The sequence below is a fragment of the Novosphingopyxis sp. YJ-S2-01 genome (assembly GCF_016093175.1).
Classification (GTDB): domain Bacteria; phylum Pseudomonadota; class Alphaproteobacteria; order Sphingomonadales; family Sphingomonadaceae; genus Novosphingopyxis; species Novosphingopyxis iocasae.
Map to the genome: position 1 here is coordinate 1,198,274 of NZ_JAEDAI010000001.1, position 16,907 is coordinate 1,215,180.

The window sequence follows — 16,907 nt, forward strand, 5'->3', positions numbered from 1 at the left end:
TTTGCATGAATGACGTTGCATCCTTGCGCATAGAAGCCGCGCACAAGACGATATCCGAGGTCTTCTCGGATCAATATGCCTTCAGCATCCCTTCCTACCAGCGTCCTTACGCTTGGGAGAGCACGCAAGTTAAAGAGCTGCTCGCCGACCTCACCGAAGCAATGCAGCCGGCAAATGGCTCGGACGGGTTCTATTTCCTCGGCAGCATCGTCCTTGTAAAGTCGCATGGCTCGCCGGAGGCGCGCGTGATCGACGGTCAGCAGCGTCTGACCACACTGACGATCCTCTTGAGCGTGCTGCGTGACCTGACGGAAGCCGAGGCGACGAGGTTGAAGCGCGAGCGCTACGTAAAGCAAGCTGCCGATCTCGACCTTGGCCTGAAAGAAAAACTGCGCTTGCAGTTGCGCAAGAAAGACCAGCCTTTTTTCGAGCAGCACGTCCAGGCCAGTGGCGCCACAGCAAGCCTTCCTGCACTCGACAGCGTCAATGGCAGCAAAGCCCGAATCGTCGAAAACGCAGGCATTATCCGCAAGCGTCTGATCGAAATCGGCGAGGAAGCACGGAGCGAACTGATCCGTTTCCTCCTTCAGAATTGCTACCTCGTGGTCGTCGAGGTGCCCACAGATACTGCCGCAAGACGCATTTTCACTGTTTTGAATGCGCGTGGCCTTGATCTCACCGCGACTGACATCCTGAAAGCCGATTTGATCGAGCGCGCAGGTGAAGACAATGAAGCCCGGCTGGCCGAGCGGTGGGAAAGCCATGAAGCGGCGCTTGGGCGCGAGAACTTCAACGACCTCTTCGTCCAGATCCGCATGATCTTCCAGCGCGAGAAACCGCGATCGTCGCTGGAAGCAGGCTTTCCCGTCTCGGTGCCGATCTTTCGCGAGAGACCCGTAGAATTCATGGACAAGGTGCTGGACCGATATGCCGAAGCCCTTGCCCTGTCGGGAGATGACAAGCGGTTGGCAGCTAGGTTCGATGCGCGCACGGCCCAGCTGGTGCAGTCGCTGCACCGCCTCGACAATAAGGATTGGCTCGCGCCGCTGCTGCTGGCGTTCGGGCAGGCTGACGAAGGTAGGGATATCGACATCCCCGAATTCGTGTTCAAGCTGGAACGTCTCGCATACTATCTGTTTGTGCTGCGTGCCGACGTAAACATGCGTATGGCGCGCTATGCCGACGTCCTGGATGAACTCGACCCTCCACCGGCTTCAGACAAAGAGAAGAAAGAGCGCAGGGAGCGTTCGACCGGTCTCGCGATGACGCAGAGCGAAGCCTTCGCGATGTTCGAGAAACTTGATGGAGCAGTCTATCTTGTCACTCGCGTTGTCAAACCTTTGCTCCTTCGTCTGGAACAGGCATCGCACGATGGTTCTGCCAGCTATGACTATCCTACAATCACTGTAGAACATGTGTGTCCACAGACGGTGGCCGACGGTTCGCAATGGCAGCAATGGTTCCCTAGCCAGGAAGAGCACGCCGATCTCGTTCACCGGCTCGGCAACTTGGTCTTGCTCAATGTTCGCAAGAACTCCTCGGCGAGCAATTACAATTTCGCTACGAAGAAATTGACATACTTCGCGATGGATGACACCTGCGCTTTCACCCTAACGGCAGAAGTGCGCGGATACGATAGCTGGTCGCCAGCCGATGTTCGACGTCGACAGGCCGACGTCGTGAACCGTCTCGCCAAAGCATGGCGACTGACGGATGACTACCAAAGCTGGAAGGATGCGCAGACCGATGTCAAATGAACAACTCGTTTCCAAGGTCTGGAACTATGCCCACGTCCTGCGTGATCAGGGCATTTCCTACGGCGACTACGTCGAACAGATCACCTTCCTACTGTTCCTCAAAATGGACCAAGAGCGTGTCGAGCTTCTGGGTGAATCATCGTCGATCCCGCCCGAATGGCGGTGGCCCGAACTCGCCGGGAAGGACGGCGATGCGCTGGAACTCCACTACCGCCACACACTGGAAGAGCTCGCCAAGGCAGATGGGCTGATCGGCACAATCTTCCGCAAGGCGCAGAACAAGCTGTCCGACCCAGCCAAGCTGAAGCGCGTCGTCAGCCTGATCGACAAGGAAGGCCCCTGGATCGGCCACAGCGTCGACGTGAAGGGCGAGATCTACGAAGGGCTGCTCGAACGCAATGCTTCCGAGGTGAAGTCGGGCGCCGGGCAATATTTCACGCCGCGGCCGGTGATCGAGGCTATAGTGAAATGTGTCGATCCGAAGATCGGCGAGACGGTCTGCGACCCCGCCTGCGGCACCGGCGGATTCCTGCTGGCGGCCTACGACCACATGAAGGGGCAGAGCCAGGATCGCGAGAAGCTGCGCGACCTGCGACACAAGTCGTTCAAGGGCTACGACATCGTGGACGAGGTCGTTCGTCTGTGCGCGATGAACCTCTACCTCCATGGTGTAGGAAACGGCGGAAGCCCGGTCGAACAGGCCGACACGCTGGCAGGCGATCCCGGTGCACGCTTCGACGTGGTTATCGCCAACCCGCCCTTCGGCAAGAAATCGAGTTACAAGGTCGTCGGCGAGGACGGGGCCGTGACCACCGAGCGCGAAAACTACGAGCGCGAGGATTTTAAGTTCACGACCTCTAACAAGCAGTTGAACTTCCTCCAGCACATCATGACGATCATGGAGGCAAACGGTCGCGCCGGTGTGGTCCTGCCCGACAATGTCCTGTTCGAAGCGAACCGCGCCGGGGAGGGCATCAGGAAGCGTCTTTTGGAAGGCTTCAACTTTCACACTCTGCTGCGCCTACCCACCGGCATTTGGTATAGTCCTGGCGTAAAGGCTAATGTCCTTTTCTTTGACAAGCGCCCGGCATCGAAAGTGGCGCAGACGAACGAGTTGTGGGTCTATGATTACCGCACCAATGTTCACAAGACGCTCAAGACCAAGCGCCTGACCAGCGCCGACCTCGACGATTTTGTAGATTGCTACGGTGAGCGGCAGGAGACCGAACGCTTCCGTCGCTTCAGCTACGACGAACTCATCGACCGCGACAAACTGAACCTCGACATTTTCTGGCTGAAGGATGACAGCCTAGAAGACATCGACAGCTTACCCGAACCGGATGTGCTTGCGCAGAAGATCGTCGAGAATCTGGAAGCTGCGTTGGAGCATTTTCGCGGCGTGAGTGACGAGCTTGCACCTCAAGTTTCATAGCTATGCCACCTGCGACGGACCCGCAAAAGCCACGGCTGGGTTTGCGTATCGGGGGGAAGATGGAAGTCCTAGAACGAGGCCTCCACGGTCACCCTGATGGAGCCAATCAGGCAGCACTGCAAAAATTCCTGCCATCCATTAAGGAAGACTTAGAGGGAGCATTCCGATCAACCTTGCAAAATTTCGCTGAAATTGAATAAGGTTTCAATGGCGAGGCAGTGAATTCGAGGGGTCATCAGATTTGAGCGTGATAGACAGTCCGCAGGTTCGCAAGCTATTCGACGAGACGCGACGGCGCTTGGTTGAGACTGGCACGAGAAACCGACTGGTTCACGTCAATCGCGCCAATACTAGGGGCTCGGTCGTAAATGTCGTCAACGAACGATCGGACGACGTTTATTCGATTTTAGCGACCGGCAAAGCAATGCGCTTCCGAGCTCTCGGCAAGGACAAGCACGAGCAAGGCGAAATCCTGCTGGCTGGCGAGGAGCAGCAAGAGACTGTATTCGACGAGTCGCGCTATACCGACAATCAGCTCGAAACGATGCTGGGGCCAGACGCACTCGCCAAGAAGCTCCTAAAAATCGCTCGTGACGCTCGGACCGCAGAGGAGGAGCAGGGCGTCAATATTCTTTACCTCGCGTTGGGCTTCGTCAGTTGGTTTGAGGATGAGAGATCGGAAGTAAAGCGCGAGGCGCCGCTCGTTCTCCTGCCCGTCGAGCTAGTCCGCAACCAGCGCACATCGACCTATGACATTCGCATGCGGGCCGATGATCTGATCACCAACCTGCCATTGCAACAACGGTGGCAGGAAGATTTCGAGATGGCGCTTCCAGAGCTTGATACATCAGAAGAATGGAGGCCATCCGAATACTTCGATTTGGTAGATGCGATCGTCACTGAACGTGATGGGTGGTCTATCGATCGTGATGCGATTCAGCTCGGTTTTTTCTCATTTTCCAAATTGTTGATGTATCGGGACCTGGACCTCGACACTTGGCCAAGTGGCGAGCTCGAAGCGCACAAACTTGTCAGAGGGTTGCTCTATGAAGGGTTCGGCGAGGAAGATGATTTAGCCTTCGGCGAAGGGCAGCAGCTCGATGAAGTGCTCCCGCCGGACAAAATTTTTCACGTTGTCGATGCCGATGCGAGCCAAGCGCGTGTGATCGAAGAAGCCCGCTTGGGACGAAACCTTGTCGTGCAAGGGCCTCCTGGGACCGGCAAGAGTCAGACCATTGCGAACATCATCGCGGCCGCAGCGAAGGAAGGAAAGACCGTCCTCTTTATAGCTGAAAAGATGGCGGCGCTCGAAGTCGTGCATGATCGGCTGGTCAAAGTGGGACTCGCCGATGTTTGCCTCGAACTCCATTCGCGTAGCGCTAACAAGCGACAGGTGCTCGAAGAGCTGAAGCGAACCCTCAATGCTGGTGCTGCGCTGCCTGCCCTGCCGGAGCCGCCTGTCGCGTTACAGAAGATTCGTGACGAGCTGAATGCGATCGCCGATGCGCTCCACTCGAAAGTGGATGAAACGGATGAAACTCCATTTTCAATGCTTGGGCGACAGGTCAGTTATATGGGCCTCAAGGCACCCCCACCGGTATTCAATAGTGCCGTGCTTGCACAGATGGATCGCCAAGCGGAGAATGCTGCCATTGTGGCATTGGACCGATATGGCAAGGCTCTCGCTGAAGCCGGCGATCCTCGGTATCATCCCTTCCGCGGCGTGTGCGAAACGTCTCTTCAGCCGGTAGATCAAATGCGCTTGCGTCCGATCTTGGAAGAAGGGCGAGATGACGCGGTCAAATTAAGCGAAGCGGTAGACCAAGTGTTAGACGCCCTAGGTCTTGCCGAAGGCGGTTGGTTGGATCTTGTGGAGCCGCTGATCACATTGCTCGATGCTATGCCTGGAATGGATGAGCAAGACGCCGATCTCGCAATCGCAATGCTCGAATGTGCCGATCACCAGCGGCTGTCTGAAGTTCTGGCTCTCGGTCGAAAGTGGCGCGAAAAGCGCGATACTGCTGAGCGAGACTTCATCGACCACGCATTCGACGTCGATGCCACCTCACTGCGTGGTCCCCTTACGGTAGGCACCACATCATTCTTCAAGCGCTTGGGGGGGGGGCTACCGCACAGCATCCCGAGAGTTAACTGGCCTGCTGAAAGAAGCATTGCCGAAAACTGCTGGCGACCGCGTGGATCTTGTCGATCGACTGCTGGAGATTGCACGCCTGCGTGGGGCATGGGAGCAGGATGCGGATTTTTGTGCGCGGGTGCTGGGAGAGTATTGGCGCGGCGAGCGCACAGATTGGGCTCGCGCCGAGCATGTGCGCGAGTGGGCAAATCGAGTGCTCACTCTCAACAGTGACATAGGAGCTGATCCTGGTGCGCTCGTAGCGACGGCATTGCTACCGCAAGGAATCGAATGGGTCGCCAGCATACGCTCCCAAGAGAGTCGTGTGCGGTCAGCTTTGCAAACGGTCCGCCAAACACTCGACATCAATGCCGATCGTTTCTCGGAAGGGTGGGAAGAAACGCAACTGGGGACGATAGCGGATGCGCTATCCGAAATGGCTGATTCGATAGAGCGCTATCCCGAATGGGCGGATCTCAAAGATGCGCAACGAAGGGCCGCGCAAATTGGTGTTGGATCACTGACTGACAGGATGGATGCGGACGAGTTTGGCGCTGATGGCGCGATAACCGAATTGAAGTTCGCACGAGCAGAGGCGATCTGGCGGCGCGCACTGGATAGCGATCCGGCCTTACGCGATCTCGTGAACGTTGACCGACATGCTCTGGTCGCACAATTCTCGAAGCTGGAAGCGAAGCACTTGCGCGACAATGTTCGCAGCATCGTAGCTTCGCACCTTTCCCAGTTGCCCCGAGGTGCCTTGGGCGAGATGAAGGTTCTCCGAGGCGAGATGGGCAAGAAGCGGGGGCACAAGGCGCTTCGTAGGCTCTTTTCTGAAGCGCCGAATGCGATCCAACGGATAAAGCCTGTGCTATTGATGAGTCCGATCTCGGTCGCACAATATCTCACACCGGGCACATTCGCATTCGATCTATTGCTAATCGACGAGGCAAGCCAGGTGCGTCCAGAAGACGCGCTCGGCGCGATCGCGCGCGCTCGACAGATCGTAGTGGTAGGCGATCAGAAACAGCTACCTCCGACCTCGTTCTTTGATCGCCTTACGAGCGACGGCCAGAGTGATCAGGACAAAGATGGCGGTGACTCTGAAGAGGACATTCTTGGAGGTGCAGCGCAGCTGGCAGAACTCGAAAGCATCCTGACCTTGTGCGAAGCGCGAGGATTGGGAGGACGGATGCTGGAATGGCACTACAGGTCGCGCGATCCTTCGCTGATCAGGGTCTCCAATCGCGAATTCTATGCCGATCGCTTGATCCTGCCTCCCTCGCCGCTTGAGAAGGATCCAACCTACGGCCTCGTTTTCACCAAGGTAGAGGGCGCTTACGACAAGGGCGGCCGCCGCGACAACCGATTGGAAGGCGAAGCACTGGTGCGTGCTGTAGCGGACCATGCGCGGAATATGCCTGATCAAACGCTGGGTATCGTCACCTTCTCGATGGCGCAGAAGAACACGATTACGGAACTGCTGGAACTGGCAAGGCGCAACGATCCGGTGCTTGATGACTTCCTGCGTGAGGGCGACCGCGAGGACGTCTTCGTCAAGAACATCGAGAATGTTCAGGGCGACGAGCGCGATGTGATATTCATCAGCGTCGGATACGGCCCGACCGAGCCTCGGGGCCGGATGATCGGAGCGAGTTTCGGACCGGTGAATGGAGAAGGCGGAGAGCGCCGCCTCAATGTTCTCTTCACCCGCGCGCGTCTCCGCTGCGAGATATTCGCATCCTTCGATCCAGAAGATCTCGACGTCAGCCGCGCTTCGCGCGAGGGGCCGCGTGTGCTCAAGCGCTTCCTTGAGTTCGCCAAGAACCGTCAGCTGGTTGAGCATATCCCAACCGGAGCAGGTGCAGAGACGCCGTTCGAGGAAGATGTCGCGGAAATCGTTCGATCGTATGGCTTTCTCGCGGATCCGCAGGTGGGATCGGCCGGCTTTTGCATCGACATCGGCGTTCGCCATCCTGATCGGCCCGGCACATATCTTCTGGCGATCGAATGCGATGGCGCGACCTACCATTCCGCATTGTGGGCGCGCGAACGTGACCGGCTTCGACAGGGCGTATTGGAACACCTTGGGTGGCGTTTCTATCGGATCTGGAGCACTGATTGGTTCTATAACCGCGAGAAAGAAATTGAGCGCCTCCGCCTAGCACTTGAGGAGGCCCGCGAAGAAGATCGCCTAGGTTTGTTGCCCGATACCGTCTCGCCAACACAAAAGATGACGCAGGAAGAGGCGACACGAGAACCAGAGCCGGTGCCAGAGATCGAAGATCGGAAGATGCCGGCCTACGATCGAGCGAACTTCCCGATCCATTCAAGACGTGAGCCGCATGAGGCACCTCCAGCTCAATTGCGTGACCTTTTGCAAAGGATCGTTGAGCACGAAGGTCCAATCACCGCAGACGAAGCAGCTCGCCGTGTATCGGCATGCTACGGGCGCGAACGAGCGGGCCGACGAATCTTGGCAGTCACCCAAACTGCGCTCAATTCTCTCGTTAGTTCGCGAGCTGTTTACTTGGACGACGATTTCTATCTGACGTTGTCGCAGCTCGAAGCTCCGCCGGTCCGCGACCGTTCCGGTGAAACCGGGGCGACTCTGAAAGCGTCGTCGATCGCAGTCCTGGAAATCGGCGCAGCCCTCAAGATAGCCATCGCAGATAATGCGGGCGCCGAAGCGGAGGACCTCATCCGCGCAACAGCGCGACTATTGGGCTACAAGAGGGTCGGATCGGAGCTCCACGATCGAATTGCTATGGCGGTTAAGTCACTGGAGGGTTGATCGCGGCATTGCCCAGCATCCAAAGGCTCATAATAATCCCATGTTTGTTGGGTTAGCATGCTAAAAAGGGGGTCGAATTGGGGGCTAATGCTGTTTAGTCAAACAGAAAATCTCACTCTTATAGATACTTAAATCAAGTGTGTGATTCCTCTTCTGGGCACCATTTTATCGATCACGTAGCGCCGATCGGCGTGGCGCAGGGGCGCTGTCGTGCAAACGGAGACTCTGCCTAGGTTGGCCCTTCTTTTAGGTCAGGTTTCGCGTGGTAGCGGTGCTTGCGTAGCAGATATCGAGATGGCGTGACCGTCCGCGATGGTCGAGTTGCAGTGCGGGGAGGGAGCTCATCGAGCTATTTTCATCCTCCCTTTGCGCCCGTGCCCCACTTTACGGGAATGCGCAGATAGGTAACGCCGTTGGCGTGCGCCTCCTCGAAATGGCCGGCGCGGATGTTGACCTGGATTGATGGTAGCAGAAGCTTGGGCACTGAAAGGCCTGCATCGCGCTCCTCGCGCAGCGTAACGAATTCCTCTTCGCTGGTGCCGGCACCAACATGGATGTTGGAGCGGCGCTGTTCATCGACTGTCGTTTCCCACTGATATTCGTCGCGGCCCGGCGCTTTATAATCATGGCACAGGAACAGCCGCGTGTTTTCTGGCAGCGCCAGAAGCCGCTGGACCGAACGATAGAGGGTGCGGGCATCGCCGCCGGGGAAATCGGCGCGCGCGGTGCCGTAATCCGGCATGAACAGCGTGTCGCCGACGAAGGCCGCATCCGCGACGAGATAAGCGACATCAGCGGGCGTGTGGCCTGGTACATGCAGCACCCGGGCGTCCAGTTCACCGATCGAGAAGCGCTCGCCATCTTCGAACAGTCGGTCGAAGTCCGATCCGTCGGTGGCCAGGTCGTCCATTGCAAAGACCGGGCGGAAGATCTTCTGCACATCGCGGATATGCGCGCCGATGCCGATCCATGCACCGGTCCGCGCCTTGATGAACGGAGCCGCCGAAAGGTGATCGGCATGGGCATGCGTTTCCAGCACCATCGCGATCTGCCAGTCATTTTCAGCGGCGAAATTTAGGATGCGCTCTGCCGAGCGGGTGTCGGCCTCACCGCTGGCAAGGTCGAAATCCAGCACCGGGTCGATCACCGCGGCGGCTCGAGTCGCCGGGTCCCCGACGAGATAGCTGATCGTGTTGGTCGGCTCGTCGAAGAAAGCCTCGATGAAGGGGTGGGTCATGGTCATGCTCCTTTAGCGCTTGCTAATACATTAGGGCATGCTAAATAAGCAATCGCTAATGGGGTGCAGTGATGCTGAGGCCGATGGACCTTGAGACGTTCGAAGCCAGAGCGGGCGAAGTGGCCCGCATGTTGAAGGCGCTGGGCAATGGCCGGCGCCTGATGTTGCTGTGCAAGCTCGTCGAGCATGGGGAGGTGACGGTGAGCGATCTGGCCTCGGACGTCGGGCTGTCCCAGTCCGCCTGTTCGCAGCATCTCGCGCGGATGCGGGAGGAGGGGCTCGTCACCTATCGGCGCGAGAGCCAGACGCTCTGGTATTCCATCGCCGACCATCGCGTCGAAACGCTGCTCGCCACCCTTTACCAGCTTTATTGCAGGGACTGACCTGATGACCGCTTCAACTATCTCTCCTGAAGACGCGCGCTCCGCGATCGATGCGGGCGCAAGGCTCGTGGATATTCGCGGGGCCGACGAACATGCGCGGCAGCATATTCCCGGCGCGATCAACCTTCCGCTCGATCGGATCGAGGATCTGCAGGCTGAAGATGGACCGGTGGTGTTTCATTGCCGTTCGGGCATGCGGACCGATGCGAACGCGGCAAAGCTGCATGCCGCTGCGAAGGGTATGCCCGTCTATCTGATGGCCGGGGGGATCGAGGCCTGGCGCAAGCAGGGGCACCCGATCGTCACCGATCGCACGCAGCCGCTGGAGATCATGCGGCAGGTGCAGATCGTGGCAGGCGGGCTGGTACTGATCGGCGTGCTGCTCAGCCTGTTGTGGACGCCGGCATTTCTGGGATTGTCCGCCTTTGTGGGCGCAGGTCTGATGTTTGCAGGCGTGACCGGGTGGTGCGGCATGGCGCATCTTCTGCGTGTGCTGCCCTGGAACCGACGCGCGGCGGTCTGATGCGGCCATGGGCGCGGCGACAATTCTGGCGGCGCTCGCGTCCGGGGCTCTGATCGGTCTTATCCTCGGCCTCGTGGGCGGGGGCGGGTCGATCCTGGCAGTGCCGCTGCTGGTCTATGTTGTCGGTGTCGGCTCGACCCATGCCGCCATCGGAACCGCGGCGGTGGCTGTCAGCGTCAATGCGCTCGCCAGCCTGACCGGCCATGCACGCGCGGGCCGTGTGAAATGGCGCTGTGCGGGCGTGTTCGCGGCTGCCGGCGTGATCGGTGCCGGGCTGGGCGCAGAGCTGGGCAAGGCGTTCGACGGCAAGCGATTGCTCGTGCTGTTCGGGGTTCTGATGATCGGCGTCGGATTGTCGATGCTGCGGAAGCGCAAGGCCGCCTGGGCGCCCGATGTGCGGCTGACCCGCACCAGTGCCCGCACACTTCTGCCGCGTCTTTTACCCATCGGTCTCGGAACCGGTCTCGCCGCGGGCTTCTTCGGCATCGGCGGCGGCTTCCTGATCGTGCCCGGGCTGATCCTGGCAACGGCCATGCCGCTGGAGTTCGCCATTGGAACATCGCTGGTGGTCGTCAGTGCGCTCGGCCTCACCACGGCGGGGTCCTACGCGGTTTCCGGCCTGGTTGACTGGGGCATTACCGGTTTGCTGGTAGCCGGCGGTGTTCTTGGGACCATGGCCGGCCTGACGTTTGGCAAGCGACTGGCGGCGCGCGAAGGCGTGCTGGAGCGCGGCTTCGCGGCCGTCGTGATCGCCGTTGGCGGTTATGTTATCCTGACGTCCTTCTAGACGCCGGGTAGAAGCTTCACCCGCGAAGCCTCTTCGCGATGCCTTCCAGCGTTTCGGATAAGGCCGTGAGACGCTTTTGCGCAGGGGCATCACTGCCTTGCGGCAAAGCCTTTGCCATCGCATCCAGCCGTCCCGCGAGCGCCGTGTCGGTGCCGCCGCCGGCAAGCTGCGCGCGTGCCGCATCCAGCGCAGTACCGAGCTGCCCTGCCATCCCAGCGTCCAGCGCGTCGCCACGCTTCAGCTGGTCCAGATAGGCCAGCGCGATCACCGGATCGGCGGGCCATTTTACGGGGAACTGCTGCTGCGGGTTGAAGGTCTTGCCCTGATCGGCCAGCGCTGCCGCCGCGATCTCGTTCGCGGTCAGGTCCGCGCTCGGCTCCAGCTCCAGCACGTCTAGGCCGCGCGCAATCTCCGAACCGTAGATCTTGCCGTCGTAATAGTAGACCGACCAGTAGCCGCCCAAGATGAGGTGCTTGGGATCGATCGGGCCGCGGTCGAAATAGGCGATCTCGCGCGGGTTGGCGCTGTCGGTGAAGTCGATTACCGAAATGCCGCCCTGATACCATGCCTGCACGAAGATATCGCGGCCCGGCACCGGGATGATCGCGCCGTTATGCGCGACGCAGTTTTCCATCTCGCTTTGCGCGGCCGGCAGCTTGTAGTGGCTGCGATACACCAGCTCGCCATCGACAATATCGTAGATCGCGTCCGCGCCATATTCGCGCGGGTCCTGCGCGCGGCACCGCGGGCGCGCGCCGCCGCCCCATTCGTCGGTGTAGAGCACCTTGGTACCGTCATTGTTGAAGGTGGCAGAGTGCCAATAGGCAAAGCCCTTGTCCGTCACCGCATCGATGCGCTTGGGCTTGCGCGGATTGGAGATGTCGAAGATCACGCCATTGCCCGAGCAGGCGCCCGCCGCGATGCCCTTGGCCGGGAAAACGGTAATGTCGTGGCACTGATCGGTCCGACGCGTGTCCTGCGTACCCTCGCCATGGTCGCCGCCGAGCCATAGCCCGGCAATCTGTCCGCTGTCCTGATCGGTGAAGACGGCGGGGCTGTCGATGATGCGCGATTGCGACGGATCGGCGAGGGGGATTTCCACCACGTCGATGCGGAACAGCGCGGTGCGCGCATCGCCCGGTACATCGCCGACGCAGCCTTCCAGCTCCTCGCCATCGCGGACGCCCGCGGTGCCGCTGTTATAAACGATGATCGACTTGTCGTCCTCGGCCACCACCGAATGGGTGTGCGATCCCCGGCACGTCTGCACCTGGCCAACCTGAACGGGGCGGCGCGGATCGGCGATGTTGAAGATGCGCAGGCCCCTGAAGCGCTCGGGGCTCACATCCTCGCTCACCCCCTGCAGTCCGCAATCGATGCGGCCGCGCGTTTGTTCGACCGACATGATCAGGATGTCGCCGACGATGGAAACGTCGCCTTGGCCGCCGGGGCAGACGACCGAGCTCAGCAGCTTCGGCATCCCGTTCTGGCCGAGCCGATAGAGGTTCATGCCGTGATAATTGCCGAGCGCGAGGAGATCGCCCGAGAACGCCATGTCGGTATTCGCGAAGCTGAGCAGCGGAGAACGCTCACCGAAATCACCCTCGACAGGTTCGCCGTCGCTGGCCTGTGCTTCTTCGCCGGGTTTCGCCGGCTTCTTGGGCGGCAGACCGGCGGGATTGTTGACGTCGAAAAAGCCGCTCGGCTTCGGGAGTGTCGCCACCAGGCTCAGCCCCTCGGCCTTTTCGCCCGCGTCGCGGAAACCGGCGGCCAGTGTGGAGCGCGGATCGTCCGAAAGCTGCGTGAACAGCGCGGTCATCCGCTCGATCTCGGATTTCTGTTCGTTCGTCACATCGCTGGTGAACTCGTACAGCACCGGATCATAGGCCGATCCGGGCTGATCGAGCAGATCCTCGACCATGGTCAGCGCGCCGTCATGATGCGCGATCATCAGTTCCAGGAACTTCTTGTCGAACGCGGGACCTTTAAGAGAAGCCAGCTCGGCCATCTGCTGCGGCGTTGCCATCCCGGCCATCATCGCATGGCCCTGAATGGCGCCCATATCGTGTCCCATCGCGGCATGCGCGGCGGGATCGGGCACGGTCTGTCCGCGATCGCGCAGCCAGTCCTGCATGAAGCGGATCTCGTCCGCCTGCGAGGCGTCGATGCGCTTGGCGACATCGAGCATCTTCGGGTTGTTGGTTCGGTCCTTGACCAGCGCCGCCATCTGCACTGCCTGATAGTGATGCTGGATCATGCCCTGCATGAAGGCGACGTCGGCGGGAGAGAAACGCGTGTCGGCGATCTTTACCGCCTCCTCGGAACTCAGCTCGCGGCTCTGCTGGCCGGGCGCGCCGGGCTGTACGATCGGCACCTGCTGCGCACTGGCGGCACCGGCGGTCAGCAGCATGGCCAGCGAAAGGGTCAGCGGCAGCATGCGCATTTGGCTACGGTATTTACGGGACATCGAACTCTCCACCTGTCATCCTCGCCTATCGGCTAGCACGCGGCGCAGCCAAAGGGGAAGCGCGAAGGCTCGGCGGCCGGCGGCGGCACCTCGATCCGGGAACCGCAGCGCCATCTGGTGCGTCCTGAACTGCAACGGGTTCGTATTTTCCCCATTTCCAATCCCCCCGCGGTGCGTCCCGCCGCGTTCACCCAAAGCGCTTGCCCCGTGCCGGGCCAGCGCCGATGAAGGCGTTTGATGAACTCCGAAGACGACAATCAGGATCAGCCCAACCCTACGCATGACTGCGTGCGGCGCGGACAGGAAGACGCGCAGGCGCAGGAAGAGCGGCTTGAGGATCCCGATGACGATGTCGATCTGAGCCGCGAAGAGGGGCTTCAGGTCAGGAAGCGCGCATCGGTCGATAGCTATGTGGTGCATGAGGTCATCCGGCGGCAGGGCCATGACGAGCTGCGCCGTCCGGCGCTGTCGCTGTTCTGGTCCGGCATCGCAGCAGGCATCGCCATCGCGTCCTCCGTCCTGGGCGAGGGCATGCTGGAGTCAGCGCTGCCGGACACGCCTTGGCGGCCGATCATCGCGAGCTTTGGATACACCGTCGGCTTCCTGATCGTGATCATGGGCCGCATGCAGCTGTTTACCGAGAGCACGCTATCCGCCACCATCCCCGTCGCCACCAGCCCGACGCTGTCCAACCTGCTGCGGCTCGGCCGGCTGTGGGGCATTGTGTTCATCGCCAACATGCTCGGTACGCTGTTCATCATGCTCCTCGTCGGCAATCATCTGGTGGGCTGGGAGAGCCATCTTGAGGGCATGATCGCAGTGTCGCGGCCTATCCTGACCCATACGCCGTTCGAGACCGTTCTCGGCGGCATTCCGGCAGGCTTCCTGCTCGCTGCCGTTGCCTGGTCGCTGCCAGTGGGGCGGGGGCAGGAGTTCTGGATCATCCTTTTCTTCACCTATTTCGTCGGCCTCGGCAACTTCGCCCATGTCGTAGCCGGATCGGGCGAGGCGTGGCTGCTGGTGGTAACCGGCAACGCCAGCGTCGGCTTCGCCATCTTCGGCTTCATCTTGCCTGCGCTGCTCGGCAACATCATCGGCGGGACGCTGATCTTCGCGCTGCTCGCCCACGCGCAGGTGAGCCCGGAGATCGAGAACGGGCGCGAGGACTGATGTCTGGCGGGCCCTAGCGCATCTGCTCCTCCAGCGAGCGGGTGCGTTCCGTCACCTCTTCGCCGGTATGTCGGGTGCTGGCAGGCTCGATCAGGAGCACCCAGCACTCTTCCTCGGCCACCGGATTATGGCGCACGCCGCGCGGGATCGTGAGGAACTGGCCCTCGCCGATCTCCGCCGCGCCGTCCTCGAACTCGATGCGCAGGCGACCCTTTACGATCCAGAACAGCTCATCCTCGCCCGCATGGTCGTGCCAGACGAACTCGCCTTTCAGCTTTGCGACCTTGAGCAGCTGATCGTTCACCCGGCCGATCACTTTGGGGGACCAGTGCTCGGTCACGTCCGCGAAGGCGGCTTCGATATCGGTCGGCGCCCACATCAGCGGTTGGCCGCGATATAGGCGTCCACTTGCTCCTCGAGCACGTCGAGCGGCAGCGCGCCCTGGCCCAGGATCACCTCGTGAAACGCCCGGATGTCGAACTTGTCGCCCAGCGCTTCTTCGGCCCGTGCGCGCAATTCGGCGATCTTGAGCTGGCCGATCATGTAGCTCGTCGCCTGGCCTGGATTGTTGATGTAGCGGTTCACCTCCTTCTCGATGTCGCGCTTCGATAGCGGGGCGTTGGCGGTGAAGTAGTCGATCGCCTTCTGGCGGCTCCAGCGCTTGGCGTGCAGGCCCGTATCGGTGACGAGGCGGATCGCCCGCCACATCTGCAGGCTCAGCATGCCGAAGCGGGCGAGCGGGTCGTCATAGCCGCCCATCTCCGCCGCCAGCCGCTCGGAATAGAGCCCCCAGCCTTCGGTATAAGCACCGTAATAGCCGAAGCGGCGGAACTTGGGCAGATCGGGCAGCTCCTGCGCCAGTGCGATCTGGAAGTGGTGGCCGGGCGCGCCTTCGTGGAACGCGATGGCCTCCACCTGCGGCTTCTGCACCTGCGTCATGTCCGCCAGATTGACGTAGAAGATGCCGGGCCGCGACCCATCGGGCGCGGGACGGTTGTAGAAAGCGACCGATGCGGTCTCCTCCCGGAACGGCTCCACCGCGCGCACCTCCAGCGGCGCCTTGGGCAGCCGCTCGAACCATATCGGAGCCACCGCCATGATCCGCGCAATCGCGGCGCGCGCATCGTCCAGATAGGCCTCCCGGCCCGCCGCATCGTTGGAGTACTGATACTTCGGATCGTTGCGCAGTGCCTCGAAGAACTGCTCCAGCGTGCCCTTGTAACCGATCTCCTGCTTCACGGCCTCCATCTCGGCGCGGATCGCGGCGACCTGGTTCAGGCCGATCTGGTGGATCTGGTCGGCGGTGAGATCGGTGGTAGTGTAGAAGTTCAGCCGGGCGTCGTAATAGGCCTCGCCATTGGGCAGGCTCCACGCCCCGTCATTGCCCTTCGCTTGCGGCTCGATGGCGTCGAGCGTGGTGAGCAGGATGTCATAGCCTTCGCGATACGGTCCGGTCATCGCCGTCTTCGCTTCTGCGATCAGCCGGTCCTTCTCGGCCTGGGGCGCGTCCAGCTTGCCGACCTTCTCCTTGAAGTCGGCGAGCAGGCTGCTGTCTTCGCCGTCGGTGAAGGGCGCGCCGGTGAGCACCAGCTTGGCATCCGCCCGCGCGGGTTCGAACACCATCTCGGGCGGCACGATGCCCATCGCCGCCTGCCGCCGCATGGTCGCCGCGGTCTCCTCCATCACGCGCTTGGTATCGCGCAGCCGGGCGATATAGTCCTCGGCATCCTGCACCGTATCGATGCGGTGCTGGTTGATAAGGAACACCGGGATCTCGCCTGCCGGGCTGCCGTTCGTCGAGACCGGGAAGCCATAGTCGCGATAAGCGTACTGCTTTTCGTCGGTCGCCACCTTCTCCTCGAACAGGCGGTAGCTGAGCCGCGCGGTGGGGCCAAGCTTCGCCGGATCGAACTGCGCGCGCATTGCGGCCAGCTGACGCTGTTCCAGCTCCAGCGCGCGCGCTTCGGCGGCAGGCGTGTTGTCGTCCAGCTTGTCGTAGTCCGTCTTGAGGCCGAGGCTGGTCATCGCCTGCGGGCTCATCGCCACCGCCTCGTCGAACGCGGCGTCCAGGAACGCGTTGAGCCGCGCATCCTCGCTGGCCTCGGCCGCGGGCTCCGCGGCGGGCGGGGCGCTCGCGGCGGTGGTCAAGGGCGGCGTGGTGGCGCAGCCTGCGAGGAGGAGGGCGGTGAGCGCGGCGATGGGCTTCATGTCGGGGCTTTCGGT

General features: G+C 61.0%; 12 protein-coding genes. 8 read left to right on the forward strand and 4 right to left on the reverse strand.

All coding sequences use genetic code 11. The annotated features are described in order from the left end of the window. The first annotated feature begins 5 nt into the window (after positions 1–5). From I6A82_RS05805 to I6A82_RS14555, 4 genes are all read left to right on the forward strand, one after another. Positions 6–1,757: a DUF262 domain-containing protein gene (locus tag I6A82_RS05805; RefSeq protein WP_198094117.1), complete on the forward strand. Its 1,752-nt coding sequence runs from the start codon at positions 6–8 to the stop codon at positions 1,755–1,757. After that, positions 1,747–3,189, forward strand: coding sequence for a type I restriction-modification system subunit M (locus I6A82_RS05810; protein ID WP_198094118.1), 1,443 nt, complete (start codon positions 1,747–1,749; stop codon positions 3,187–3,189). Before I6A82_RS05805 ends, I6A82_RS05810 begins: the two co-directional genes overlap by 11 nt. 247 nt (positions 3,190–3,436) lie before the next feature. After that, positions 3,437–5,557, forward strand: a complete 2,121-nt coding sequence (locus tag I6A82_RS14550) for a DUF4011 domain-containing protein (protein WP_332310981.1) — start codon at positions 3,437–3,439, stop codon at positions 5,555–5,557. A gap of 643 nt (positions 5,558–6,200) precedes the next feature. Continuing rightward, on the forward strand, positions 6,201–8,117 hold the full coding sequence (locus I6A82_RS14555) for a DUF3320 domain-containing protein (protein ID WP_232343553.1): 1,917 nt from the start codon (positions 6,201–6,203) through the stop codon (positions 8,115–8,117). Positions 8,118–8,472: 355 nt separating this feature from the next. On the opposite strand, the gene I6A82_RS05820 is transcribed toward I6A82_RS14555, so the two are convergent. Further along, positions 8,473–9,354, reverse strand: a complete 882-nt coding sequence (locus I6A82_RS05820; RefSeq protein WP_198094119.1) for an MBL fold metallo-hydrolase — start codon at positions 9,352–9,354, stop codon at positions 8,473–8,475. 71 nt (positions 9,355–9,425) lie between these two features. On the opposite strand from I6A82_RS05820, the gene I6A82_RS05825 reads away from it, so the two are divergent. From I6A82_RS05825 to I6A82_RS05835, 3 genes are read left to right on the forward strand one after another with little or no spacing between them, the layout of a single operon-like run. Next, positions 9,426–9,737: an ArsR/SmtB family transcription factor gene (locus I6A82_RS05825; RefSeq protein ID WP_232343313.1), complete on the forward strand. Its 312-nt coding sequence runs from the start codon at positions 9,426–9,428 to the stop codon at positions 9,735–9,737. A gap of 4 nt (positions 9,738–9,741) precedes the next feature. Further along, the gene (locus tag I6A82_RS05830) at positions 9,742–10,260 is read left to right on the forward strand and encodes a rhodanese family protein (RefSeq protein WP_198094120.1); all 519 of its coding nucleotides are present in this window, start codon (positions 9,742–9,744) and stop codon (positions 10,258–10,260) included. A 7-nt stretch (positions 10,261–10,267) separates the two neighbouring features. Beyond that, the gene (locus I6A82_RS05835) at positions 10,268–11,047 is read left to right on the forward strand and encodes a sulfite exporter TauE/SafE family protein (protein ID WP_198094121.1); all 780 of its coding nucleotides are present in this window, start codon (positions 10,268–10,270) and stop codon (positions 11,045–11,047) included. Positions 11,048–11,063: 16 nt separating this feature from the next. Here I6A82_RS05835 and I6A82_RS05840 read toward each other — a convergent pair whose 3' ends face one another. Then, on the reverse strand, positions 11,064–13,514 hold the full coding sequence (locus I6A82_RS05840; RefSeq protein ID WP_232343314.1) for a DUF305 domain-containing protein: 2,451 nt from the start codon (positions 13,512–13,514) through the stop codon (positions 11,064–11,066). A gap of 237 nt (positions 13,515–13,751) precedes the next feature. Between I6A82_RS05840 and I6A82_RS05845 the strand changes: the two genes are divergently transcribed. Continuing rightward, positions 13,752–14,684: a formate/nitrite transporter family protein gene (locus tag I6A82_RS05845; RefSeq protein ID WP_198094122.1), complete on the forward strand. Its 933-nt coding sequence runs from the start codon at positions 13,752–13,754 to the stop codon at positions 14,682–14,684. A gap of 13 nt (positions 14,685–14,697) precedes the next feature. Here I6A82_RS05845 and I6A82_RS05850 read toward each other — a convergent pair whose 3' ends face one another. Next, entirely contained in the window at positions 14,698–15,063 is a 366-nt protein-coding gene (locus I6A82_RS05850; protein ID WP_198094123.1) for a cupin domain-containing protein, read from the reverse strand. Further along, positions 15,063–16,892, reverse strand: a complete 1,830-nt coding sequence (locus I6A82_RS05855) for a DUF885 domain-containing protein (RefSeq protein WP_198094124.1) — start codon at positions 16,890–16,892, stop codon at positions 15,063–15,065. Before I6A82_RS05855 ends, I6A82_RS05850 begins: the two co-directional genes overlap by 1 nt. Positions 16,893–16,907 lie beyond the last annotated feature (15 nt).